16 protein-coding genes are annotated in these 25,963 nt (G+C 59.4%); 12 read left to right on the top strand and 4 right to left on the bottom strand.

Annotation, left to right across the window (positions count from 1 at the left end; genetic code table 11):
- Positions 1–73 precede the first annotated feature (73 nt).
- Complete coding sequence (locus AB4N53_RS12815) at positions 74–1,171, top strand: HNH endonuclease (protein ID WP_460120868.1); 1,098 nt, start codon at positions 74–76, stop codon at positions 1,169–1,171.
- Positions 1,172–1,307: 136 nt separating this feature from the next.
- Here the strand turns inward: AB4N53_RS12815 and AB4N53_RS12810 are convergent, their stop codons facing one another.
- The 3 genes from AB4N53_RS12810 to AB4N53_RS12800 form a co-directional block, all read right to left on the bottom strand.
- Positions 1,308–1,841, bottom strand: coding sequence for a BRO-N domain-containing protein (locus tag AB4N53_RS12810; protein WP_460120866.1), 534 nt, complete (start codon positions 1,839–1,841; stop codon positions 1,308–1,310).
- Positions 1,842–2,189: 348 nt separating this feature from the next.
- The gene (locus AB4N53_RS12805) at positions 2,190–3,440 is read right to left on the bottom strand and encodes a ribonucleotide-diphosphate reductase subunit beta (protein ID WP_016773579.1); all 1,251 of its coding nucleotides are present in this window, start codon (positions 3,438–3,440) and stop codon (positions 2,190–2,192) included.
- Between the two features lie 550 nt (positions 3,441–3,990).
- Complete coding sequence (locus tag AB4N53_RS12800; RefSeq protein ID WP_016773580.1) at positions 3,991–4,251, bottom strand: DUF2790 domain-containing protein; 261 nt, start codon at positions 4,249–4,251, stop codon at positions 3,991–3,993.
- A 409-nt stretch (positions 4,252–4,660) separates the two neighbouring features.
- Here AB4N53_RS12800 and acs point away from each other — a divergent pair, with 409 nt between their 5' ends.
- The 7 genes from acs to argR all read left to right on the top strand — a co-directional run bounded on the left by acs (position 4,661) and on the right by argR (position 12,712).
- Complete coding sequence (acs, locus tag AB4N53_RS12795; RefSeq protein ID WP_039757973.1) at positions 4,661–6,616, top strand: acetate--CoA ligase; 1,956 nt, start codon at positions 4,661–4,663, stop codon at positions 6,614–6,616.
- Between the two features lie 715 nt (positions 6,617–7,331).
- Positions 7,332–8,105 (top strand): ABC transporter substrate-binding protein, encoded by a 774-nt coding sequence (locus tag AB4N53_RS12790; protein ID WP_024014020.1) that lies wholly within the window; start codon positions 7,332–7,334, stop codon positions 8,103–8,105.
- Between the two features lie 91 nt (positions 8,106–8,196).
- Positions 8,197–8,886 carry an ABC transporter permease gene (locus AB4N53_RS12785; RefSeq protein WP_016773583.1) on the top strand — a complete coding sequence of 230 codons (690 nt, stop codon included), beginning with the start codon at positions 8,197–8,199 and terminating at the stop codon, positions 8,884–8,886.
- Entirely contained in the window at positions 8,883–9,581 is a 699-nt protein-coding gene (locus AB4N53_RS12780; protein ID WP_460120863.1) for an ABC transporter permease, read from the top strand. Before AB4N53_RS12785 ends, AB4N53_RS12780 begins: the two co-directional genes overlap by 4 nt.
- Entirely contained in the window at positions 9,581–10,693 is a 1,113-nt protein-coding gene (locus AB4N53_RS12775; protein WP_460120861.1) for a succinylglutamate desuccinylase/aspartoacylase family protein, read from the top strand. Before AB4N53_RS12780 ends, AB4N53_RS12775 begins: the two co-directional genes overlap by 1 nt.
- 27 nt (positions 10,694–10,720) lie before the next feature.
- The gene (locus tag AB4N53_RS12770) at positions 10,721–11,485 is read left to right on the top strand and encodes an ABC transporter ATP-binding protein (RefSeq protein WP_460120859.1); all 765 of its coding nucleotides are present in this window, start codon (positions 10,721–10,723) and stop codon (positions 11,483–11,485) included.
- A gap of 246 nt (positions 11,486–11,731) precedes the next feature.
- Positions 11,732–12,712 (top strand): transcriptional regulator ArgR, encoded by a 981-nt coding sequence (gene argR, locus AB4N53_RS12765; protein ID WP_041479242.1) that lies wholly within the window; start codon positions 11,732–11,734, stop codon positions 12,710–12,712.
- Positions 12,713–12,719: 7 nt separating this feature from the next.
- Here the strand turns inward: argR and AB4N53_RS12760 are convergent, their stop codons facing one another.
- Positions 12,720–20,492: a dermonecrotic toxin domain-containing protein gene (locus AB4N53_RS12760; RefSeq protein WP_460120857.1), complete on the bottom strand. Its 7,773-nt coding sequence runs from the start codon at positions 20,490–20,492 to the stop codon at positions 12,720–12,722.
- Between the two features lie 303 nt (positions 20,493–20,795).
- Between AB4N53_RS12760 and AB4N53_RS12755 the strand changes: the two genes are divergently transcribed.
- The 4 genes from AB4N53_RS12755 (at position 20,796) to astD (ending at position 25,804) form a co-directional block, all read left to right on the top strand.
- Positions 20,796–22,016: an aspartate aminotransferase family protein gene (locus AB4N53_RS12755; protein WP_460120855.1), complete on the top strand. Its 1,221-nt coding sequence runs from the start codon at positions 20,796–20,798 to the stop codon at positions 22,014–22,016.
- Between the two features lie 225 nt (positions 22,017–22,241).
- The gene (gene aruF, locus AB4N53_RS12750) at positions 22,242–23,261 is read left to right on the top strand and encodes an arginine/ornithine succinyltransferase subunit alpha (RefSeq protein WP_016773587.1); all 1,020 of its coding nucleotides are present in this window, start codon (positions 22,242–22,244) and stop codon (positions 23,259–23,261) included.
- A gap of 51 nt (positions 23,262–23,312) precedes the next feature.
- Positions 23,313–24,338, top strand: a complete 1,026-nt coding sequence (astA, locus tag AB4N53_RS12745) for an arginine N-succinyltransferase (RefSeq protein ID WP_460120853.1) — start codon at positions 23,313–23,315, stop codon at positions 24,336–24,338.
- Positions 24,335–25,804 carry a succinylglutamate-semialdehyde dehydrogenase gene (gene astD, locus AB4N53_RS12740; protein WP_460125449.1) on the top strand — a complete coding sequence of 490 codons (1,470 nt, stop codon included), beginning with the start codon at positions 24,335–24,337 and terminating at the stop codon, positions 25,802–25,804. Before astA ends, astD begins: the two co-directional genes overlap by 4 nt.
- Positions 25,805–25,963: the final 159 nt, after the last annotated feature.

The following is a 25,963-nucleotide window of genomic DNA, read 5'->3' as shown; positions in this document are numbered from 1 at the left end:
GTATTGAAACCCTTTTGTAGTTTGGCGACTATAGGAAATTTCCTACAGCCATTGACTACAAAGGGCGGCACTCGTGGTGATCAAAGCGGTCTCGAAGGAACGAATAGGCAGCGCGATGCTGGAGTTTGATCACAAATTTCGGAGTAGGCCTGAGTGGCAAGGCTGGGAAAAAAACCAATCGCATCGTTATGCCATTGACGCGGGCGGGGCCCTGTATCCAGCGAAGAAAATTGTCTCTTTGGCGACTGGCATTGCGGTAGGCGATTTTTCGGGTGGACATCCGACCAACAGTTACCTTAAGAAGCGAGGCTTCACTATTGTGGAGTTACCTCGTGAAGAAGGTGAGCTTTTGTTGCAGTTCACGCCAGGGGTTGTTTATGACCGAAAAACTGAAATCAATGGGCCGTTCGGTGGTAGTCGCCAAAGTGGCATTGCAGCGTCAGCTATCTATCCAGTGATTTTTTTGTTTACTGGCGACAGCGGTGAACAATACGGTTATGCAGATCGTTGGGACGACGGCGCATACCTTTACACGGGTGAAGGACAGCGAGGTGCGATGACTTTGACTCGTGGCAACCGCGCCATTGCTGAGCATGCCGTGGACGGCCGAGCACTGCATTTGTTTAAGTCACTCGGCAAAGGTAAAGGCTGCGCTTATGTAGGTGAATTTTCTTGTGCAGATATGTTCACGCGGATTCAACCTGATGTTACTGGCCAGGATCGTGCGGCTATTGTTTTTCGACTAGTCCCAGTCGGTATTTCTGGCGGAACGATTGAAGTTGGTGACGAGTACGGGGACAAGGCTGACCTTCCCGAGTCTCTGGCTGCTGCGCGGCTGGTCGCGGTGGCTGCGTGTAAGCTTAGCAGTGATGGATTCGGGCAATCCGCCCCCCGTAAGATTTATCAGCGTAGCCGGAAGGTCTCGTTCTACGTATTGATGCGTGCTCAGGGAATATGCGAAAGCTGTGAGATGCCTGCTCCATTCTTGAAGAAAGATGGCACACCCTATTTAGAACCTCATCATGTGAATAGGCTCTCCGATGGTGGTTTAGACCACCCACGGTATGTGGCAGCTGTATGTCCAAGTTGTCACCGGGAAATTCATTCTGGGGTGCATGGCGCATTGGTGAATCAGAGATTGAAGCTTCGGTTGGAAGCAATTGAAGGTTGAATATTCCAATCACGGTTGTTCTTTTTTCTACCCATACGATCGCCGAGGGTGCGAACCCTCGGTCGATATTGAAAGGCTGTCATGAACTGCTTATGAAGAGTCGTGGGGCTCGAAAGTGCTCCTATAAACACGTCACCTAGCCCATTGAGCGCTTCGAAGATTGGAACGCCTGAGCAACTCGTCGCCACCAAGGTCGAATCGTAGTTGCTCTCCGCTGCGTCTGATCATTTAACAGGTGCGGCATATCCCGTAGCCGAATCCACCCCTCATCCTGCCAATGCAGCAAACTCAGTGACATTTCCGGCCAATCCAACAAGCTCAACATTGGCCGATTCGAATGTCCTGAATCTGCAGCGTCGCGCAAGGTTGGCACTACCTCATTGGTCAACCACTCACGCAGCAACCGATTTCCCGGTACGTAGTGATACACCAACAGCGCGTACACCCCAGATTCACTAAGCATCAGTTGCTGTTCGGGTTCTCGAAAGTACTCAATCCACATAATGCGGCGTTGATCGCTATCTAGCTTATTGACCACCCGATCATTCAGATGGAAACCAATCAGGCGGCCGACATCGCGGGCGGAAAACCAAGGCTGGTTTTCCCATAGAAGGGCATGTAGAGAAAGATTGTGGCGAGAGAAAACAGTTACCGAGCATGGATCAGACATATCTATGACCTCTACGTTATGGATTTTGGGAGGACCTGACCCCAACGTAGAGCTGACATAAGAAATCCCAACGAGCAGAGCAGTTACCACCGACGAATTCCACGTCTGTGTCACTGACCAAGCTTTCTACGTTGGGCGTTTCTTAGGCACCTGCGATAGAGCTTAGTAGTGTGCGTGGCAGGCTTCAATGGGAAGCGACCGTAAGTGCTGTAGGAGATTGAGCGCTGTGACGTAGGCGTAAAAAGGCTCGCCGATCGCCCACAAAAAAGCCCCGATCAGATCGGGGCTTTTTGCTTTCTCGACTTGTCGACTCAGGCAGCAATCGTCAAATCATGCCAACCGAGACTATTAGTCCCAGCTCAACGCACCACCAGTTTGGTATTCGATCACGCGCGTCTCAAAGAAATTCTTCTCTTTCTTCAAGTCCATAATCTCGCTCATCCAAGGGAACGGGTTAGTTGTCCCTGGATATTCCTCTTTCAAACCAATCTGCGACAAACGACGGTTAGCGATGAACTTCAGATAATCCTCCATCATCGCCGCGTTCATACCCAATACGCCGCGAGGCATGGTGTCACGCGCGTATTCGATCTCCAGCTGCGTACCCTGCAGGATCATCTGGGTCGCTTCTTCCTTCATTTCGGCGTCCCACAGGTGTGGGTTTTCGATTTTGATCTGGTTGATCACGTCGATGCCGAAGTTCAGGTGCATGGATTCGTCGCGCAGGATGTATTGGAACTGCTCGGCGACGCCGGTCATTTTGTTGCGGCGGCCCATGGAGAGGATCTGGGTGAAGCCGCAGTAGAAGAAGATGCCTTCCAGAACGCAGTAGTAGGCGATCAGGTTGCGCAGCAACTCTTTGTCGGTTTCCGGGGTGCCGGTTTCGAACTTCGGATCGGAGATCGAACGGGTGTACTTCAGGCCCCAGGCTGCCTTTTTCGCGACCGATGGGATCTCGTGGTACATGTTGAAGATTTCGCCTTCATCCATGGCCAGCGATTCGATGCAGTACTGGTAGGCGTGGGTGTGGATCGCCTCTTCGAACGCCTGGCGCAGGATGTACTGGCGGCATTCCGGGTTGGTGATCAGGCGGTACACGGCCAGGACCAGGTTATTGGCTACCAGGGAGTCGGCTGTGGAGAAGAAGCCGAGGTTGCGCATGACGATGCGGCGCTCGTCGTCGGTCAGGCCTTCCGGGTTTTTCCAGAGGGCGATGTCGGCGGTCATGTTGACTTCTTGCGGCATCCAGTGGTTTGCGCAACCGTCCAGGTACTTCTGCCAGGCCCAGTCGTACTTGAATGGCACGAGTTGGTTGAGGTCGGCGCGGCAGTTGATCATGCGCTTTTCGTCAACGGCGACACGGGCGGAGGCGCCTTCGAGTTCGGCGAGGCCTTCGGCGACGTCGAGGGAGTTCAGTGCAGCCTTGGCGCGGGCCACGGCGGCCGAGTCGTCGGCGGTGACGGCGCGGGCTTCGAGCGCGGCGGCGCCGCCAGCGTTGTCGAGGCGGTCCATGTTGGCTTCGCTTGCGTGGCCGGCGTTGGCGCCTTTCACGGTTGCGACTTCACTGTCTTCTTTATCGAATTCGTCCCAGCTCAGCATGACGTGTCGTCTCCTGCGTGAGGGCTTGTGCCCGTGTGAAACCTGATGGGTTGGTTTTTCACACGGCCAAACAAGCCGCGTTGGATGTCGTTTTTTGCAGCGCTGCACGCAGGCAAATAAACAGAAATTTTGACGGGTTCCGAGAGCCTCTGATGGGCGCAATCAGCGTCTGGCACTGTTGCGGGGCTTCAGAATGGCTTTTGCTCCCTGTAAGGGAATATTGCTGACCCGTATGGGGCGGCATTATAGGGAAATTTTTACCGGCGTGGTGCGGCGAATCGGCTCATGGCGAGGCCGAGGAGGGGGCGGATTTCGATCCGACCGAGGGATTACAGGGCTTTGCGCGGAGTCGACCCTGGCAGATTTTTTTTCGTTAATTTTTTGGCAGGTGTTTTTTTGTTTAAAAAATAGCCAGAAAATCGGGTTTTTCACTATATCTAGTGTTTTGCAACCGTTTTTAACGGCTCCAGACACAACTGAGCCCGACCTAAGCCGGGCTGGAATCGACCCTCAATGTAGCGCTGAGCGAACCGATTCGGTGCAGTCTGATTCAGTTTGTGCAGCCATTGCCCATGATGCTGTAGCGCAGGATGTGGCGTTGGCCTTTGGAGTCGTCGTATTCCATTTTTGCCGGTACTACTTCACAGACATTTGGAATTTCGCTCATCGATACAACTTTGGCGATGTCCAGGTGTGTGGAGTAAGTGTATTCCTCGATCACCGGTTGTTGCTGTGCGACATCAGTCGGGACCTCGTCTGCCATGGCGGTTGCGCACAGACTGCTGAGGGCCAGAACCAATAAAGCTTTCATTGCTAATTCACCTTTTTGAGGTCGAGTGGGGTCACGCAACCTTTTTAGGGTTGCGTGTGGAGCTTGGGTATTTGATGCGTTACTTGGAGAGCTGGATTAACGGCCTTCGTGGGGGCTGTAACGTTGTTAATCGCGGTTGCCTTGTTGGCGAGGTGAATTTTAGGGCGGTGGGGCCGGGGTAAACAGAGCAGGTTTTGATAAACACTTTTGGCATATTTGGTAACAATCCCTCGCACGGCCCATGCAGGAGCTGTCGAGTGCAACGAGGCTGCGATCTTTTGATCTTGCTTTGAAGATCAAAAGATCGCAGCCTGCGGCAGCTCCTACAACCATCGTCGAATGGTTCTATGGGCCCCACCCGGCTACAACGGGGTCATACAAAAACAACTATTACACCGAGGTAGGAAAGATGAGTGCGGCTTCTCTGTATCCCGTTCGTCCCGAGGTTCTGGCAAACACGCTGACTGACGAGGCGACCTACAAAGCCATGTACCAGCAGTCGGTCGTCAACCCGGACGGCTTCTGGCGCGAGCAAGCCCAGCGTCTCGACTGGATCAAGCCTTTCACCACGGTGAAACAGACGTCCTTCGACGATCACCATGTCGACATCAAGTGGTTTGCCGACGGCACCCTGAACGTTTCCTACAACTGCCTCGACCGTCATCTGGCCGAGCGCGGCGATCAAGTCGCAATCATCTGGGAAGGCGACGATCCTTCCGAAAGCCGCAACATCACCTACCGCGAACTGCACGAGCAAGTGTGCAAACTGGCCAACGCCCTGCGTGGCCAGGACGTGCACCGTGGCGACGTGGTGACCATTTACATGCCGATGATTCCCGAAGCCGTGGTCGCCATGCTGGCCTGCACCCGGATCGGCGCGATTCACTCGGTGGTGTTCGGCGGTTTCTCGCCGGAAGCCCTGGCCGGTCGCATCATCGACTGCCGCTCGAAAGTGGTGATCACCGCTGACGAAGGCATCCGTGCCGGCAAGAAGATTTCCCTCAAGGCCAACGTCGACGACGCCCTGACCAACCCGGAAACCAGCAGCATCCAGAAAGTCATCGTGTGCAAGCGCACCGGTGGCGACATCAAGTGGAACCAGCATCGCGACATCTGGTACGAAGACCTGATGAAAGTCGCGGGCACCGTCTGCGCGCCGAAAGAGATGGGCGCTGAAGAAGCGTTGTTCATCCTTTATACCTCCGGCTCCACCGGCAAGCCGAAGGGCGTGCAGCACACCACTGGCGGTTATCTGCTGTATGCGGCGATGACCCACGAGCGCGTGTTCGACTACCGTCCGGGCGAAATCTACTGGTGCACCGCCGACGTCGGCTGGGTCACCGGCCACAGCTACATCGTCTACGGCCCGCTGGCCAACGGCGCGACCACCGTGCTGTTCGAGGGCGTGCCGAACTACCCGGACATCACCCGGGTGGCGAAGATCATCGACAAGCACAAGGTCAACATCCTCTACACCGCGCCGACCGCGATCCGCGCGATGATGGCTTCGGGTCAGGCCGCCGTGGAAGGCGCTGACGGCAGCAGTCTGCGCCTGCTCGGATCGGTCGGTGAGCCGATCAACCCGGAAGCCTGGGACTGGTACTACAAGAATGTCGGCAAGTCGCGTTGCCCGATCGTCGATACCTGGTGGCAGACCGAAACCGGCGGCAACATGATGAGCCCGTTGCCGGGTGCCCACGCGCTGAAGCCGGGTTCGGCGGCGCGTCCGTTCTTTGGTGTGGTGCCAGCGCTGGTCGACAACCTCGGCAACATCATCGAGGGGGAGGCCGAAGGCAATCTGGTGATTCTCGATTCGTGGCCGGGCCAGGCGCGTACGCTGTACGGCGATCACGATCGTTTCGTCGATACCTACTTCAAGACCTTCCGTGGCATGTACTTCACCGGTGACGGCGCGCGTCGCGATGCCGATGGTTACTACTGGATCACCGGGCGCGTGGACGACGTGCTCAACGTGTCCGGCCACCGCATGGGCACCGCCGAGATCGAGAGCGCGATGGTTGCGCATCCGAAAGTCGCTGAAGCGGCGGTGGTGGGCGTGCCGCATGACATCAAGGGGCAGGGCATTTATGTCTATGTGACCTTGAAGAACGGCGAGGAGCCGACCGAGCAATTGCGCCTGGAGCTGAAGAACTGGGTGCGCAAGGAGATCGGCCCGATTGCTTCGCCGGACGTGATCCAGTGGGCACCGGGATTGCCGAAGACCCGTTCGGGCAAGATCATGCGCCGCATCCTGCGCAAGATCGCCACGGCGGAATACGACGGGCTGGGGGATATCTCGACCTTGGCGGATCCGGGGGTGGTGCAGCATTTGATTGATACGCACAAGACGATGAATGTTGCTTAAGTAGCGGTTTGATGTGCTGAAAAGCCCTGTTCGGTGTATGCCGGGCGGGGCTTTTTTGTGTCTGGTGGATTTGTGTCGAGCGGACCGGCCCCTTCGCGAGCAGGCTCGCTCCCACAGTTTGACCGAGTACCGTCAGACAAATGCAGATCCCTGTGGGAGCTGGCTTGCCAGCGAAGGCGATCTGTCAGACACCGCAGTAGTCAGCTGTAGGAAACCGCACCAACCCAACCAATAATTATCGACCTGCGCCGTAGGCCCTTTGCTTCTGTTACCCGGCCCAGGCCAATGTGTAACCGCCCGCGCCAAACCGGGGCGAAGGGAAACGCTGCGCCCCGTTTTAGAGCCTCAAAAGCCTCGCTGAAAAATAAGACATAACGCTGCGCTTGCCGGATTAGAAGGGTTTGCGAATAATGGGCCCGCAACTTGCAATATGTATCGGTTCACTGTCTTTCGCTCTTGCATGAAATTGCAGGGCTGTCAATGAGCTCAAACCGCTTTCTCGGTGCATCTGTAATTAGTTGTCGCATTGAAGAAATATCGGCTTCGGGCCTGTCGTTAGAATGCCGATCACTCGCTCATCGTGGCTGACGTTGAAATCGCCTGCGGTTTCAATGGGAAATTTCCGCCGATGCGCAACCGATTTCCGATTCACCCATTCGCATATTGGGCTGTCGCTCACTCTGCCGTTTTTGCCCTTTACCGATGGAGTCCCAAGATGAAGAAACTTGTGCTGCTTGGCGCCCTGGCACTGTCAGTGCTGTCGCTGAATGCCGTCGCTGACGAAAAACCTGTGAAGATCGGCATCGAAGCGGCTTACCCTCCATTCGCTTCGAAAGCACCGGACGGCAGCATCGTCGGTTTCGACTACGACATCGGCAACGCGCTGTGCGAAGAAATGAAGGTCAAGTGCGTGTGGGTCGAGCAAGAGTTCGACGGCCTGATCCCGGCACTGAAAGTACGCAAGATCGACGCGATCCTGTCGTCGATGTCGATCACCGAAGATCGCAAGAAGTCGGTCGACTTCACCAACAAGTACTACAACACCCCGGCGCGTCTGGTCATGAAGGCCGGCACTCAGGTCAGCGAAGGTCTGGCTGAACTGAAGGGCAAGAACATCGGCGTACAGCGTGGTTCGATCCACGAGCGTTTCGCCCGCGAAGTCCTCGCTCCACTGGGCGCCGAGATCAAGCCGTACGGCTCGCAGAACGAAATCTACCTCGATGTGGCCGCCGGTCGCCTCGACGGTACCGTGGCTGACGCAACTCTGCTCGATGACGGTTTCCTGAAAACCGACGCCGGCAAAGGCTTCGCGTTCGTCGGCCCGGCCTTCACCGACGTCAAATACTTCGGCGACGGCGTAGGTATCGCGGTGCGCAAGGGCGACGCCCTGAAAGACAAGATCAACACTGCCATCGCGGCCATCCGCGAAAACGGCAAATACAAAGCAATCCAGGACAAGTACTTCGCCTTCGACATCTACGGCAAGTAAGACGTCTCTGCGACAAGTCCGAAATGGCGCAAGCAACAGAATCTCTGCGGTTTGCGCCATTTTTTCATCCCAACTTTCGAGGACCTGAATCATGTTGAAAGGCTACGGGGCTGTCATCCTCGATGGCGCATGGCTGACGCTTCAGCTCGCCTTGTCGTCCATGGCTCTGGCCATCGTTCTCGGGCTGATCGGTGTCGCGTTGCGCCTGTCGCCAGTGCGCTGGCTGGCGTGGCTGGGCGACCTGTATTCGACGGTGATCCGCGGCATTCCCGACCTGGTGCTGATCCTGCTGATCTTCTACGGCGGTCAGGACCTGCTCAACCGCGTTGCGCCAATGCTTGGCTATGACGACTACATCGATCTGAATCCATTGGCTGCCGGCATCGGCACCCTCGGTTTCATCTTCGGTGCGTACCTTTCGGAGACGTTCCGGGGTGCGTTCATGGCGATCCCCAAAGGCCAGGCCGAAGCGGGCATGGCGTACGGCATGAGCAGTTTTCAGGTGTTCTTCCGGGTGATGGTGCCGCAGATGATCCGTCTGGCGATTCCGGGTTTCACCAACAACTGGCTGGTACTGACCAAGGCCACCGCGCTGATTTCCGTGGTCGGTCTGCAAGACATGATGTTCAAGGCCAAGCAGGCGGCGGATGCCACGCGCGAGCCTTTCACCTTCTTCCTCGCAGTGGCAGCGATGTACCTGGTGATCACCAGTGTCTCGTTGCTGGCATTGCGTCACCTTGAGAAGCGCTACTCGGTAGGCGTAAGGGCGGCTGATCTATGATCTTCGACTACAACGTCATCTGGGAGGCACTGCCGCTGTACTTCGGCGGCCTGCTGACCACCCTCAAACTGCTCGCGCTGTCGCTGTTTTTCGGCTTGCTCGCGGCGTTGCCGCTGGGGCTGATGCGCGTCTCGAAAAACCCGTTCGTCAATGGCGCCGCGTGGCTGTACACCTACGTGATCCGTGGCACGCCGATGCTGGTTCAGCTGTTCCTGATCTACTACGGTCTGGCCCAGTTCGAAGCAGTGCGCGAAAGCTTCTTGTGGCCATGGCTGTCGAGCGCGACGTTCTGTGCGTGCCTGGCCTTTGCGATCAATACCAGCGCCTACACCGCGGAAATCATCGCCGGCAGCCTCAAGGCCACGCCGAACGGCGAGATCGAAGCAGCCAAGGCCATGGGCATGTCGCGCTTCAAACTGTACAAGCGCATTCTGCTGCCGTCGGCCCTGCGCCGCGCGCTGCCGCAGTACAGCAACGAAGTGATCATGATGCTGCAGACCACCAGTCTGGCGTCGATCGTGACCCTGATCGACATCACTGGCGCGGCACGTACCGTCAACGCGCAGTTCTACCTGCCGTTCGAGGCGTACATCACCGCTGGCGTGTTCTACCTGTGCCTGACCTTCATTCTGGTCAAGCTGTTCAAACTGGCTGAGCGTCGCTGGTTGAGCTATCTGGCCCCGAGGAAGCACTGATGGAACGTATCGACCACGAACTTCCATGGAGCCATCTGGGCAGCGAGCGCAAGCTGTCGGTATTTCGTTTCGGCAGTGGCGAACGCAAGGCCTACATTCAGGCCAGCCTGCACGCCGACGAATTGCCGGGCATGCGCACCGCCTGGGAGCTGAAAAAACGCCTCGGCGAACTTGAGGCCCAAGGCTTGCTCAACGGTGTGATCGAGCTGGTGCCGGTGGCCAATCCGCTGGGGCTGGGGCAATTGCTGCAAGGCAATTTCCAGGGCCGTTTCGAAGCGGGCAGCGGCAAGAACTTCAACCGTGACTTCGTCGAGCTCAGTGCGCCGGTCGCGGCAGCACTGGGCGACAAGCTCGGTGATGATCCGCATGCCAACATTCGCTTGATTCGTCAGGCAATGAGCGACCATCTGGCGGCGCTGCCGGCCGCTGAAAGTCAGTTGCAAGGCATGCAGCGTCTGTTGCTCAGCCATGCCTGCAGCGCCGACATCGTGCTGGATCTGCATTGCGACTGTGAAGCCGCGCTGCACTTGTATGCGCTGCCTCAGCACTGGCCACAGTGGCGTTCACTGGCGGCCCATCTGGATGTGAAAGTCGGCTTGCTCGCGGAAGATTCCGGCGGCAGCTCGTTCGATGAGGCCTGTTCGGCGCCATGGCTGCGGTTGTCGCGTCTGTTCCCGCAGGCGCAGATTCCGTTGGCCTGTATGGCAACGACCATCGAGCTCGGCGGTCAGGCTGATACCGATCCTGCGCAGACGCAGGCCTGGGCTGAAGGCATTCTGGCGTTTCTGGCCGAGCAGGGCCTGATCAAGGGGGAGTGGCCGAAACCGGCGAATGAACCGTGCGAGGGCATGCCGTTCGAAGGCACCGAAATGCTGTTCGCGCCGCATCCGGGCGTGGTGAGCTTTTTGCGCAGGCCCGGTGAGTGGATCGAAGCCGGCGAGGCGCTGTTCGAGGTGATCGATCCGCTGGCGGATCGCGTCAGCACCGTGTGTGCCGGCACGTCCGGGGTGCTGTTTGCCATCGAACGACTGCGTTACGCCCAATCCGGTTTATGGCTGGCCAAGGTGGCGGGGCGCGTGGCGCTGCGCCACGGGCATTTGCTCAACGACTGACTGACTGTTTTTGTGAGAACCGACCGCATGTACAAACTTGAAGTCCAAGACCTGCATAAACGCTATGGCAGTCACGAAGTGCTCAAGGGCGTGTCCCTGAAAGCCGCCGCCGGCGATGTGATCAGCATCATCGGCTCCAGTGGCTCCGGCAAAAGTACTTTCCTGCGCTGCATCAACCTGCTCGAGCAGCCGCACGCCGGCAAGATTCTGCTCAACAACGAAGAGCTGAAACTGGTGGCGAACAAGGACGGCGCGCTGAAAGCTGCTGATCCGAAGCAGCTGCAACGCATGCGTTCGCGCCTGTCGATGGTGTTCCAGCATTTCAACCTGTGGTCGCACATGACCGCGCTGGAAAACATCATGGAAGCGCCGGTTCACGTGCTCGGCGTACCCAAGTACGAAGCGCGCGAAAAAGCCGAGTACTACCTGAACAAGGTTGGCGTGGCCCATCGCAAAGACGCCTTCCCGGGGCACATGTCCGGCGGCGAGCAGCAGCGCGTGGCGATTGCCCGGGCGCTGGCGATGGAACCGGAAGTGATGCTGTTCGACGAGCCGACCTCGGCCCTCGACCCGGAACTGGTTGGCGACGTGCTGAAAGTCATGCAAGCGCTGGCGCAGGAAGGCCGCACCATGGTCGTCGTGACCCACGAAATGGGCTTCGCCCGTGAAGTGTCGAACCAGTTGGTGTTCCTGCACAAAGGCGTCGTCGAAGAAAGCGGCAACCCGCGCGAAGTGCTGGTCAACCCGCAGTCGGAGCGCTTGCAGCAGTTCCTGTCGGGCAGCCTGAAATAAATCAGGGCTGCCGTTGTGCACCAGATTAGGTCATGCTTCGCGATCTCAAGCCTGACCCAGATCCCCTGTAGGAGCTGCCGAGTGCAACGAGGCTGCGATCTTTTGATCTTGTTTTTCGAAAATCAAAAGATCGCAGCCTTCGGCAGCTCCTACATGGATCTGCGTCGGACTCAGGATTTGTATTCATTTCCGGGCTAGCATTGGCCCATGCCTTCATCACCGTTGTTCGTTTCGGATTGCCCGCCCATGACTGCCCATCGTATTGGTTTCCTGATTTGGCCCAGCACTAAAGCGTTGACGCTGGCGCTGGCGGAGGAGGCCTTGCGTGTTGCGCAGCGGGTGCACCCGGACGTGGTTTACGAACTGTCGTTCTTGCAGGCCGAGCCGCAGACCGAAGGCGCCTGGCAGCTGCCCGGCGAGCCTTGGGCCGGCAAGCTTGAGAACTTTCAGAAACTCTTTCTGCTCGCCGATGAGCCGCCGACCACTTTGGCTCCGGCGCTGAGCAGTGCGCTCAAGCAACTGGTGCGCGCCGGTTGCGTGATCGGTGGTCTGTCCGCCGGTGTCTATCCACTGGCCCAGCTCGGTTTGCTCGACGGTTATCGCGCCGCCGTGCACTGGCGCTGGCAGGACGATTTTGCCGAGCGCTTCCCCAAAGTCATTGCCACCAGTCACCTGTTCGACTGGGATCGCGATCGCCTGACCGCTTGCGGTGGCATGTCGGTGCTCGATCTGCTGCTGGCAGTATTGGCCCGTGATCACGGCGCGGAACTGGCCGGTGCGGTGTCCGAAGAACTGGTGGTCGAGCGCATTCGCGAGGGCGGTGAGCGTCAGCGCATTCCGTTGCAGAATCGCCTCGGCTCCAGCCATCCGAAGCTGACCCAAGCGGTGTTGCTGATGGAGGCCAATATCGAAGAGCCGCTGACCACCGACGAAATCGCCCAGCATGTGTGCGTATCCCGTCGGCAGCTGGAACGGATCTTCAAGCAATACCTCAACCGCGTGCCGAGCCAGTACTACCTCGAACTCCGCCTGAACAAGGCCCGGCAGATGTTGATGCAGACCAGCAAGTCGATCATCCAGATCGGCCTGTCGTGTGGTTTTTCTTCGGGGCCGCATTTCTCCAGCGCTTATCGCAATTTCTTCGGTGCCACGCCACGGGAAGATCGCAACCAGCGGCGCAGCAGCAGTCCGTTCGAATTGTCGTCAGTGCCACCGGAGCGTGGCTGATCGCCGATCAGTGATAACGGTTGAACTCCACGCCGACGGAAATATCCGACCCGTCGCTGTCATCGAGCGACGGATTCAGGTTGACCCGACCTGCCTGCTCTTCAAGCAAACGCATTTGCCGTGCTGTGTTGTAATCGGTCAGGCGTTGCCGACTCTGCGGATTCAAGATATTGCCGCTGAAGTCGTAGTGTGTCGCCACTTCGCCGGGGCTGGCTGGAAACTCGCTGGGCAACTCGCTGATGATGTTATCGGCCAGATTTACCGACCTCAGACCAGTGAGGTCGAACAGCCCGGCGGGCGTTTCGCTCAGCCCGACGTTGTTCAGACGCAACACGCGTAAATTGCCCAGTCGGCGCAGGTCAGGCGTATTGCCGAGCGGGTTATTGCCCAAATCCAGCGAGACGAGATTGTTCATGCCGGCGATGGCGTCTGCGGTTTGCCGTGAAAGCGTGATCTGGCAGTCGGGCAAGCTCAGGTTCACCAGGGAGTCCAGACCGAGGATCGCGGGCGGGATTTCCCGCAGCGGGTAATTGCGAATATCCACCACGCTCAGCTTCGGAAAGAGTTCCACCAGCCGATTGACGCCGGGTGGCGGAATGGCTGTGCTCGACAGTTGCAGCTGTTCGATATAGTCGAAACGCCCGATCAACGGCGGCAGCTCGCCAGTGAATGACAAATCGCAGACAAAGGCTTTGTCCAGCAGCGATTTCGGATAGCGGCGCAGGCGTGCTTCGAGATCTTTCTTGAAGCGTTGCCGGCTGGCTGACTCCCGGCGCAACGCTTCGCCGGTCAGTGGCGAGCGCAAAACCGGGTCGTGCGCAGTCTCGTTGCTCCACGTATCAAGCCGGGTGATCAGGCGCATCATCTCGGTCTGCCGGCGCGCCAGCTCGATACGTCCGTCAGCCAGCGTGCCCGGTAGGCGATACAGCAGGTCATTGGCTTTCAGGCCAGTCAACGACGGATACAGCGATTGAATCAGGCTCAGGTCAGCCTGTTCGCCCCACACGCCAAAATTGTCCCCCGTGGTCTGAAAGGTCGCCTTGATGCGGTCTCTGGATGCCGCGGACAGCGGATTGGCGCCGATGTCCATGCCATGACCGGAGTAAGGAACGAGGTCGTCCGGCAACTCGGTAATGTTATTGTCGTTCAATAGCGCGGTGTTCAGCTGCGGTAGCTGCTCAAGCCCTGCAGGCACGCGGTCGATTCCGGTACGGATCAGGTCGAGGAACCTCAGGCTGGTCAACGCTGAGACGTCGGGGGTGACTTGTAAAGAATTGCCGAACAAGTCCAGCGACTTCAAACGGTCAAGCGTGGACAGCGTCGCTTGCCCCGCCGCATCGAGCGTAATCTGGCATCTGCTCAGCATCAGGGTTTCCAGCGACGGTATCCTCTCCAGCGCTTTCGGGATCCGGCCCAGGGGCATGTCTGTCAGTTCCAGACCATTCAATCCGCTGAAACTTCTAAGGAAACTGTCAGGAGCTGTCAGTCCCGAGTTGCCTTTGATTTGCAGATGGGTGACGTGGCTGAAATCCGCGCTCAACGGCGGCAGTTCGCCCGCAAACCTTGCGTTCGCTTCGAACCTGTCCAGGCGTAATGCCGAGTTCCCGGTGCGTCTGCCGCGCCAGAGCCCTTCGAGTCGCGTACCGAATTGCCGTCTGGCGACAAGCTCCGCCGCTCGCTCTTCGGTGTTCCAGAGTTGTCCTGTGGAAGGGTTGCTGACAGGCACTTGCTCGCACCAGGTGTTGAGGTCGCTGATCATTCCGGCGATTTCCGTTTCCCAGCGCAGCAATTGCGCGGTGCCGGCCTGCAACGTACCGGGGAGACGGTAGATCATGTTGCTGGCCGAGTAATTGTCCAGCAGCGGAAACAGCCTTTGCGCCAGGGCTATATCTTCTGGATCGGGTCTGACCCCAAAGTTGCGACCGTGTCTGGCATGGTATTGCTTGATGAGCTCGCGGGTAGCGCGGGACAGTGGGTTGTCACGCAGGAACATACCTTCGGCGCGTTGTGAATTCGCTTGGAATAAAGCCTCGGGCAGTTCTGTGATGAGGTTGTCATTAAGGTACGCGTGTCGCAAAAGCGGGTGATCGACAATGCCTTCGGGCAGGGCGGTCAGGCCCGTATTCATCAGGAAGATATCCTCCAGCGCCGGCATTGCCCGCAGATCCGGGGCCGTGGCCAACGGGTTATTGCTCAGATCCACCAGCTTCAGGGCAGGCCGCGAATTGAGCACATTCTGTCCGGCGCTCGTGAGCCTCACGGCGCAATGAGGCAGGCGCAGTTCCTTGAGTGTCTGCAGGTCTGCGACAAAAGCTGGAATTTCGTTCAGAGCGATGGCTTTGAGCTCTAGAACCTCAAGGTTCGGAAATTGTTCAACTAACGCCCCGATGGTACGGATTGCAGCGTTTCCGCTGAGTTTCAGGCTTGCAACGTGGCTGAAATCCGCCGTCAACCGTGGCAGGTCGCCAATAAACTTCAGGTCGGCTGAAAAAAACGCTCCTCGTTCTCCAGTCTCGCTCGACCGCTGTCGCCATAATGCTTCCAGATTCAGTTTGAACTCGGTACGCGCCACCGTCTGCGCCTGTACATCAACGACGGACAGCAACTGACCGGTAACCGGGTGTGTGGCCGGGATTTGCTGTGTCCACCGCGTGAGATCGAGTTGCATCTGCTCCAGCTCTGCACGCCATTGTTCGAGCTGGGTACGGCTATCCGCCAGATTGCCGGGCAGGTCATAAATCATATCGCTGGCTTCTTGCTGGTCGAGCTCGGGAAACAGCTGGCGGGCAAGGGCAATGTCCTGAGTATCGGCACGCACATCGAAATCGTTTTGATGGAGGCGGTAATAGGATTTGATCTTGTCGCGCGCGGCGGCCGACAACGGATTGTCGGAAAGATAGATGCCGTCGCTGCGAGTCGCCGAAACCTCGAACAGGGCGTCGGGAAGTTCGGCAATGCGGTTGCCGGTCAAAACCGCAATCGGCTGGTTCGGGTGGCTGACCAGTCCATCGGGAACCTTGGTAAGGCCGCTGTTGGAGAGGTCGATATATCCCAGTTCAGGCAGCAGGGTCAGATCCGGAAACGTCCCCAGTGGGTTGTCGCCCAGGTCCAGCCTGCGCAGACTGGTCATGGATACCAGGGCGGCCTGGTTTTCGGGGGTGAGGACGATCCCGCAGTTTTTCAGCTCCAGATCGATCAGCCTGGGCAGGCCGATCCCTGTGACCGCCTGTGGATCCAGTTCGACGTTGTCCAGGCGTAGAGCAGTCAGGTTGGGAAAGCATTCCACGAAACGCGCGACGGCCGTGATGTTCCGATTGCCGCTCAGGTTCAGCTGGGAAATGTGCTCGAAATTGGCGCTGATGACGGGCATCGCGCCGCTGAACTGCGCGAGTGTGTTCAACTCTTCAGTGCGACCAAGTGCGGTCCGGCCGCGCCACAATTGCTCAAGCACCTGGGCAAAGGCGCGTCTGGCGTTTGCCTCGCGAGTGCGTTCATCCACAGGCGTAGGTGTGCCCGACTCCGGACCGGCGGCAGACGCCTGATCGATCCATTGGTCCAGTTCGGACTTCAGTTGGCCGAGCTCTGTTTCCCAGAGCGACAATTGGGCGCGGCCCTCTGCCAATGTGCCGGGTAACCGGTACAACACGGCGGTGGCCTGCTCGGCGTCGAGCGTCGGGAACAAGTCGATGGTGCGTTGCATGTCTTGCGGCACGGGGCGCACGCCAAAGTGTCTGCCGGTGTGGTTGTAGAAGGTTTTCACCCGTTCGCGAGAGGCGGTCGACAACGGATTGTCAGCAAAGGTGAAGCCATTGCCAAGAGAGCTGGGGAGGTTGAAAAAACCCTCGGGGACGCGCGTGATCCGGTTGCCGTCGAATTGCGCGGAGATCAGCCGCGGGTGATCGAGTATGCCATCCGGCACAGCGTAGAGTCCGGTATTGGACAAGTTGACGTAACGCAGCGAAGGCAGCGGGTGCAAGTCGGGGGGCAGGCCCAGCGAATTGCCTTGCAGATCGAGCAGAGTAAGTTGCGGTAGAGAAGCCAACACCGATTGGGTGGTGGTTGTCAGGCTGATTCGGCAATTGCGCAGTTTCAACTCCCGAAGCGACGGCAGCGAAGTGAGCGCTTGAGGCAGGCTTGGCAGGTTGAGATTGCGCGCATCCAGAGTCTGCAACTGGCTGAAAGATCGCAAAAAACTGTCGAGAGAGCCGATGGTGGTGTTGCCATCGATCGCAAGTGCGGTGATGTGGCTGAAATCGGCCGACAGGACCGGCAAGTCACCCATGAAACCGTGGGTGAGCAGCACGGCATTGTGCGAAGCCCTGCCCTGGCCGATGACGCTTTCCTGTCGCCAGCCCTTAAGCAATTGTTCCCTGAGCAATCTGCGGTTGCGGATTTCCGCGTCTCGCTCAATGGGCGTGAGCACGCTGCCCGTCTCGGGGTGTCGGGCGGGCGGACTGTTGGCCCAGACCTGCAGGTCGTTCTGCAGTTGCAGGTAATCGTTTTGCAAGCGCAGCACTTGCGCGCGCGGGCCGGACGGACTGGCACGCATGCTTTGCGCGAGTTCCTCAATTCTCCAGTCCGGCAGCCTTGGATACAGGGACCGTATATCTCCCTCAAGAGTGCGCAGTGGCTGCATACCTTCCAGCACGGTCGGCGGGGAAAGACGGGAGTACCCTTCGACACCCAGTAGCCGTAACGTATCGACTTCTGGTGGCGTGACCGCATCGGCCGACAGCACCTGCCGCAGCTCGTGGCGTGCCAGCGTATGTTCGCGAACGGCGATTTTCAGCGACTCTCCCTGACCGATGCGCAGGTCGAGACTCTGGCGCTCACTGTCGGGCAGGGCATAGAGCAGGCTGGAGTACAAGTCGCTGAACGAATGCAGTGCCTGGCCGCGATCATCATAAGGTTGATAACGACCATCGTCGCTGCGCACGAGGACTTTCTGCCCGGGGGCCTCCTCGCGTCCGATGCTATCGAGCAGCGGGCCGTCGTAGCGACCGTCGCGGATTTCGATGCGCACGTCGCCGCTCCAGCCGGGCAATAGTTTAAGGCTGTGCAGGGCGAGGGCATCGGAATCGGGATTGCTCACCGAGCTGAGCTCCAGCCCTTCGTAGGCGCGGGTCACGCGCACTTCCTGACGGGCCAGTTGCAGCAGCTCCTGTTGATGCGGCGAAATCAGGCCCCGGTGCAGCTGCAACATTTCGCTTCCGGTGGCGGTGTCGAGCAGTTCGCGGGTCACACTGTCCGGTAGCTCGGGAGCGTAGGCCTGGAGCGGCTGCGCCAATGGATCGTCGATACGCTGCAGCGCCTGATAGCGCGATTCGAACAGCGTGCTTCTGTGGGTTTGCGCAAGGCCGGCCAGTTGCTTGCGCAGGGTCCGGCTGCGAACGTCCAGTGATAGCGTCAGCGCAAAGGGTTCGGCGAGCAAGGCTTTGATTTGCGCTTCGTCGAGGACCGCGAGCAAGGATTTGAGCAGGTCGCCGCCGATCAGCCGATCCTGCCTCAACTCGGTCAGGGGCAGGCTTTCGTCTGCGGAGGATTGCCAGAGCAGTTCGCCGTTGCGATCAACCAGACGCAGCCGCCGGTTGCTCGGCCAACGGCCATGGTCGGTAAGCAGTTGCAACTGGGTGACCGGATCGGCACGCAAAAAATCTTCAGACGTTTCGCTGTCCATCTGATCGATGAAGCGCTGCAGCTGCTGGTCGATCTTGAAGCGCTGAATGCTATCGGCGAGCAGCGGCGGGACGCGTTCCTGATTGACATGCATTTTGCGCAGGACGTCTTCGCTGGTACCACTGACCTGCAGAATGGTTTCCCGCTCGGCCGGCGAAAAGCTTTCCACCGATGGGCCGAGGCGGCGCAGTGCGGTTTCGCCGTCCCACTCGAGCGGTTGTTCGAGCTCGGTGTGCCAGGCACCCTCTCCGTTGTGGCGGACCAGCGGTTGGTAGGCGTCGGGTCGGCTGGGGTGTTCGATGCGGTACTGCCCGGGTACCGCGTCGGCTTTCACCGAAAAATGCGCATCGTCGACGGCCAGCAGTTGCTTGTCCTGATGGGCGTGCAGACCGAGCGCGTCGGGTTGCGAATCGGCGGGTGGACGCAGTGGGTGCTTGTAACGCTCAAGATCGGGCTGCCAGTAGCGGGTTTCGCCTTTGGCCAGCTTCACCGGTTTGAAACGGTCGATGAACGCCACGACTTCCTTGGGCAATGCCTTGCGAAATTCGCCCGCGCCAATCGCGCCACCCACCGCAAACAGGCCCAGCTGAATCATCGATTCGACGGTGCCCATCAGGTGTTCGATGGCTTCGGTGTTGCGCCCTTGTGCCCATTCGACGATGCCTTCGAAGGTTTCGTCGAGCAGTTGATAAGCCATGTACGCCATCATCGCTTCGCCCAGCACCGGCACGAAGGGCGCGACGATCAGGGCAGCGGTCTGGGCGATGCTGGAAAGGATATTCACCACCGAATCCCAGAAGGCCCAGCGCGCGCGTTGATCGACCCAGGCCGTCGGGACGGCGATGACTCGGGCATCGTTGAAGACTTTGTTCAGTTTGGCCTGATGCAGGTGTTGCCACAGATCATCGTAAAACGGCACAAGCGCACTCTGCAGATCGGGCCGCTCCACAGGCGCTTCGCGCCAGGCGGGCAGGGCGCTGCCGGGCTCGGGCCGATGCCATTTGATTTCGCTCAGGCGGCTATTGAGCAGGCCGAAAAAATTGCCGCGCTGCTCGTGGTTGACGAAGCGGCTGAAGAACTGTTGGTACTCCTTGGAGCGCAACTGGCGCGTCAGCTCGACGAGCATCGCCGTCGGCGACGCGTATTCCTTGAACGGGTGCTCGGGGTCGTTCGGCACATAAGCCACGACGCGCGCTGCGTTGCGCGTCATGTACAGATCCGGAGCGAACACCACGATGCCGGTGAGCGGTGCGCAGAGCATCGTCACGTCATGACACAGCATGGGGGCACCGTCGACGTAGATGCCTGTCAGGCCGTCCAGCATGTCGTCGATCAGGCGAAAGTGATTCTCCGATACGTCCCGGTTCATTCGCGCCCACTGCAGCGCGGCTTTCATCGCCGCTTTTTCGCTGGCGTCCAGTCTGGCGCGCAGGCTCGAGGCGAGCGCGGGGTCGGAGTAACCGAGATTTTTTTCCAGGCTGGCCTTGTACTGCGCACCGATATCCAGTCGGCGGCACAGTTGGGTGAACGCCGGGATACTCAGTCTGGCCTTCACCTCTGGCAATGCCTCGAACTGGCCGCTCGCCGACGGCGCAGTGGTGAAGGTCGATGCGGCTTCGAAGGCGTATTCATGGGTTTCGCGCTCTTCGAAGTTGTGGAGTGCGGCGTCCAGCAACGACACCGTCCACACGCGGGCACCGGTGCTGATGGCAAACCATGGTGTCGTCACCGGAATGTACAAGCGCACAAAGGTTTTTCTGACATCCACATCGAGATTCAAGCAGCTTTTCAGTTCCGCTTTGAGCAGAGGCTCGGCGAAAGCGGCGGCGTCCTGCAGATGTTCCAGGTTTTTGTCTACCTCGCTCTGCGCGGTGATAGTCGTCGCAGTGAGTTCTTTCATCACGGCGTGTTGCTCGGCGGGAGCGGACTTGAGCGCCTCAGGCACTAAAGGCGCGCTGTTTTTCAGTGCCTCGCGGCGGGAGGCGGAGGTAGTGCCGAGCCATTGGGGAATCGCGTTTTTCAGCGGTTGATAATGCTCGTCCGGATGTCGTGGTTCGGGCGTCTTGCTAGAGGTTGTCGGTGAGGGTCCATCAGACAGGTGCATGAGCATTCCTTGGCATTGAGAAGAACCCTCAGCAAATCAGCAGCAAGCGCTCGTCGTGCGGTACATATTTATGTCTCTGCCGCGAGACTGACTTGGTATTCTGCGCGGCCTGCCGCAAATCGGCCGCGCCCGGTAAACTGCGCCTTTGCGACGCTATATGTCGCATTGCCGTAAACCCGGGAAAATCCGGGGTTTGCGCTATAAGAAGTTGTCGCTTGGCGACAAGGCCGGGCACCCAACTGTCCTTACAATCCCCTCATCGCTCGCCAGTTCCAGGCGGGTGTTCCTCTTCAGGAGACTCCGATGTCCGTTGAGCACGCTGCGGTACAACGCGCCGATTTCGACCAGGTAATGGTTCCCAACTACGCGCCTGCCGCTTTCATTCCGGTGCGTGGCGCCGGTTCCCGGGTCTGGGATCAGGCCGGCCGCGAGCTGATCGACTTCGCCGGCGGGATCGCCGTCAACGTATTGGGCCACGCGCATCCGGCGCTGGTCGGCGCGTTGACCGAACAGGCGAACAAGCTGTGGCACGTGTCCAACGTGTTCACCAACGAACCGGCCCTGCGCCTGGCGCACAAGCTGATCGACGCCACGTTCGCCGAGCGCGTGTTCTTCTGCAACTCCGGCGCCGAAGCCAACGAGGCCGCGTTCAAGCTGGCCCGTCGCGTCGCATTCGACCGTTTCGGCACCGAGAAATACGAAATCATCGCTGCGCTGAACAGCTTCCACGGCCGTACCCTGTTCACCGTTAACGTCGGTGGCCAATCGAAGTACTCCGACGGTTTCGGCCCGAAAATCACCGGTATCACCCACGTTCCCTACAACGATCTGGCCGCGCTGAAAGCTGCGGTGTCCGAGAAGACCTGCGCGGTCGTGCTCGAGCCGATCCAGGGCGAGGGCGGCGTGCTGCCGGCGGAGCTGGCTTACCTGCAAGGTGCCCGCGAACTGTGCGATGCGAACAACGCGCTGCTGGTGTTCGACGAAGTGCAGACCGGCATGGGCCGCAGCGGCAAGCTGTTCGCCTACCAGCATTACGGCGTGACCCCGGACATCCTCACCAGCGCCAAGAGCCTGGGCGGCGGTTTCCCGATCGCGGCGATGATGACCACCGAAGCGCTGGCCAAGCATCTGGTCGTCGGCACCCACGGCACCACCTACGGCGGCAACCCGCTGGCTTGCGCGGTCGCCGAAGCGGTGATCGACGTGGTCAACACCCCTGAAGTGTTGAGCGGCGTGAACGCCAAGCACGACAAGTTCAAGACCCGCCTGCAACAGATCGGCGAGAAATACGGCCTGTTCACCCAGGTGCGTGGTCTCGGTCTGCTGATCGGTTGCGTGCTGAGCGAAGCGTGGAAAGGCAAGGCCAAGGACATTTTCAACGCCGCCGAACAGGAAGGCCTGATGATTCTCCAGGCTGGCCCGGACGTGATCCGTTTCGCCCCGAGCCTGGTGGTGGAAGACGCCGATATCGACGCAGGTCTCGACCGCTTCGAACGTGCTGCTGCGAAGTTGACGCAAGCCTGATGGACCTTTCGGTGCCTGAAGGTTTTCAGGCGCCGATCAAATTTGCAAAGCCGGGCTGGATCAAATGTGGGAGCGGGCTTGCTCGCGAAAGCGGTGGGTCAGACAGCGAAAATGTTGACTGATACAACGCTTTCGCGAGCAAGCCCGCTCCCACACTGATCGCTGTTCAAACAGTGCGAGCCCGGTTTTTTTCTGTGATTTTTATAAGAGTAAAGGAGTGACACCATGCTGGTGATGCGCCCCGCGCAAATGGCTGATCTGGGCGAGGTACAGCGTCTGGCTGCGGACAGCCCGATTGGTGTCACTTCCTTGCCGGATGACGTGGAACGTCTGAGCGACAAGATCGCCGCGAGCGAAGCTTCGTTCGCTGCCGAAGTGAGCTTCAACGGTGAAGAGAGTTATTTCTTTGTCCTTGAAGATTCAACCACCGGCAAACTGGTCGGCTGCTCGGCCATTGTCGCTTCCGCCGGTTACTCGGAGCCGTTCTACAGCTTCCGCAACGAGACCTTCGTTCACGCCTCCCGCGAGCTGAAGATCCACAACAAGATCCACGTGCTCTCGCAGTGCCACGACCTGACCGGCAACAGCTTGCTGACCAGTTTCTACGTGCAGCGCGAACTGGTCGGATCGCCGTGGGCCGAGCTCAATTCCCGTGGCCGTCTGCTGTTCGTCGCCAGCCACCCGGAGCGTTTTGCCGATTCGGTGGTGACCGAGATCGTCGGTTACAGCGACGAGAATGGCGACTCGCCGTTCTGGGACGCGATCGGGCGTAACTTCTTCGACCTCAACTACGCCGAAGCCGAGCGCCTGTGCGGGCTGAAAAGCCGCACCTTCCTCGCCGAGCTGATGCCGCATTACCCGATCTACGTGCCGCTGCTGCCGGATTCCGCCCAAGAGGCGATGGGCCAGGTACACCCGCGTGCGCAGATCACCTTCGACATCCTGATGCGCGAAGGCTTCGAGACCGATCACTACATCGACATATTCGACGGCGGCCCGACCCTGCATGCACGCGTGTCGGGGATCCGTTCGATCGCCCAGAGCCGCGTGGTGCCGGTGAAGATCGGCGAGCCGGTCAAAGGCGCCGGGCGTCAGTATCTGGTAGCCAACGCGCAGTTGCAGGATTACCGCGCGGTGTTGCTCGAGCTGGACTACGCGCCGGGCAAACCGGTGACGCTGGATATGGAAGCGGCCGAAGCCCTGGGCGTCGGTGAAGGTGCCAGCGTGCGCCTGGTGGCGGTTTAACGCCTTAGCGAGTTTCACGGGTGGCGCGAGCGGCCCGTTTGAGGAGATAGCATGATTGTTCGTCCCGTACGCAGCAGCGATTTATCCGCGCTGATCGACCTGGCCCGCAGCACCGGCACCGGCCTGACTACCTTGCCGGCCAACGAAGAGCGCCTGACCCACCGGGTCGGCTGGGCCGAGAAGACCTTTCGCGGCGAAGCCGGGCGGGGTGATGCGGACTATCTGTTCGTGCTCGAAGACGATGACGGCCGCGTGGTGGGGATTTCCGCCATCGCCGGTGCGGTCGGCCTGCGTGAGCCCTGGTACAACTTCCGCGTCGGTCTGACGGTCAGCGCTTCGCAAGAGCTGAACATCTATCGCGAAATCCCGACGCTGTTTCTGGCCAACGACCTGACCGGCAATTCCGAGCTGTGCTCGCTGTTCCTGCACGCCGATTACCGCAACGGCCTGAACGGCCGGATGCTGTCCAAGGCGCGCATGCTGTTCATCGCTGAGTTCCCGGAACTGTTCGGCAACAAGATCATCGCCGAAATGCGCGGCGTGTCCGATGACGCCGGGCGCTCGCCGTTCTGGGAAAGCCTCGGTCGCCATTTCTTCAAGATGGAATTCAGCCAGGCCGATTACCTGACCGGCGTCGGCAACAAGGCGTTCATCGCCGAACTGATGCCGAAATTCCCGCTGTACACCTGCTTCCTCTCGCCGGATGCGCGCAATGTCATCGGCCAGGTGCACCCGGACACCGAGCCGGCACTGGCCATGCTCAAAAGCGAAGGTTTCAGCTATCAGGGTTACGTCGACATCTTCGACGCCGGCCCGGCCATCGAATGCGAAACCGCCAAGATCCGCGCGGTGCGTGACAGTGAAGCGCTGGTGCTGGCCGTGGGTACGCCGGGCGATGACGCCACGCCGTTCATCATCCACAACCGCAAGCGCGAGGATTGCCGCATCACCGCTGCGCCGGCGCGTCTGGCGGCGGGGACCCTGGTGGTCGATCCGCAGACCGCGAAACGTCTTCAACTCAGCGCCGGCGACCAAGTTCGCGCCGTGGCGCTGTCCGCTGCACGGGAGTCGAAATAATGAATTCGCTATACATCGCAGGTGAGTGGCTGGCCGGTCAGGGCGAAGCCTTTCAATCACTGAACCCGGTGACCCAGCAAGTGCTGTGGGCGGGCGAGGGCGCGACTGCCGCGCAGGTCGAATCGGCGGTGCAGGCTGCCCGTCAGGCATTTCCTGAATGGGCGCGTCGTACACTCGAAGAGCGCGTCAGCATCCTCGAAGCCTTCGCTGCTGCGTTGAAAAATCACGCTGACGAATTGGCTCGCACCATTGGTGAAGAAACCGGCAAACCGCTGTGGGAGTCCGCCACTGAAGTGACCAGCATGGTCAACAAGATCGCGATTTCGCTGCAGAGCTACCGTGAGCGGACCGGCGAGAAGAGCGGCCCATTGGGCGACGCCACCGCCGTATTGCGCCACAAGCCGCACGGCGTGGTTGCGGTGTTCGGCCCTTACAACTTCCCCGGTCATTTGCCTAACGGCCACATCGTCCCGGCATTGCTGGCCGGTAACACGGTGCTGTTCAAGCCCAGCGAACTGACGCCGAAAGTCGCCGAGCTGACGGTCAAGTGCTGGATCGAAGCCGGTCTGCCGGCAGGCGTGTTGAACCTGCTGCAAGGGGCGCGGGAAACCGGTATCGCGCTGGCGGCGAACCCGGGTATCGACGGTCTGTTCTTCACTGGTTCGAGCCGCACCGGCAATCACCTGCACCAGCAATTCGCCGGGCGCCCGGACAAGATTCTTGCGCTGGAGATGGGCGGCAACAACCCGCTGGTGGTCGATCAGGTCGCTGATCTCGACGCGGCGGTGTACACGATCATTCAGTCGGCATTCATTTCCGCCGGCCAGCGCTGCACCTGCGCCCGCCGTCTGCTGGTGCCGCAAGGCGCGTGGGGCGACAGCCTGCTCAAGCGTCTGGTGCAAGTCAGCGCGACCATTGAAGTCGGTGCGTTCGATCAGCAACCGGCACCGTTCATGGGCTCGGTGATTTCCCTCGGCGCGGCGAAAGCGCTGATGGATGCGCAGGAACAACTGCTGGCCAACGGCGCGGTGGCGCTGTTGGAGATGACTCAGCCACAAGCGCAGTCGGCCTTGCTGACTCCGGGCATTGTCGATGTGACGGCAGTCTCTGAGCGTCCGGACGAAGAACTGTTCGGGCCGTTGCTGCAAGTGATCCGCTATACCGATTTCGGCGCGGCGATCACTGAAGCCAACAACACCGCTTATGGGCTGGCCGCCGGTTTGCTCTCGGATTCCGAAGCGCGCTACCAGCAGTTCTGGCTGGAAAGCCGCGCCGGCATCGTCAACTGGAACAAACAACTGACCGGTGCTGCGAGCAGCGCGCCGTTCGGCGGCGTCGGCGCCTCGGGCAACCATCGCGCCAGTGCCTACTACGCAGCGGATTACTGCGCGTACCCGGTGGCGTCGCTGGAAACCCCGAGCCTGGTGCTGCCTGCCTCGCTGACACCCGGCGTGAAAATGGCGTAGCGCCCATTCGCGAGCAGGCTCGCTCCCACAGGTTCAGTGGTGTTCACACATTTTGTGTCCAACCTAAATCCTGTGGGAGCGAGCCTGCTCGCGAAGGCCGCGCCTCGGTCGCAAAGAATAGTTACTGAAGCCTATAACAACAGATTCTCGTGGAGCCTC

This window comes from Pseudomonas sp. H3_E04 (assembly GCF_054668915.1).
The sequence above is the reverse complement of the archived record's forward strand: the minus strand, read 5'-3'. Positions and strand labels throughout refer to the sequence as shown.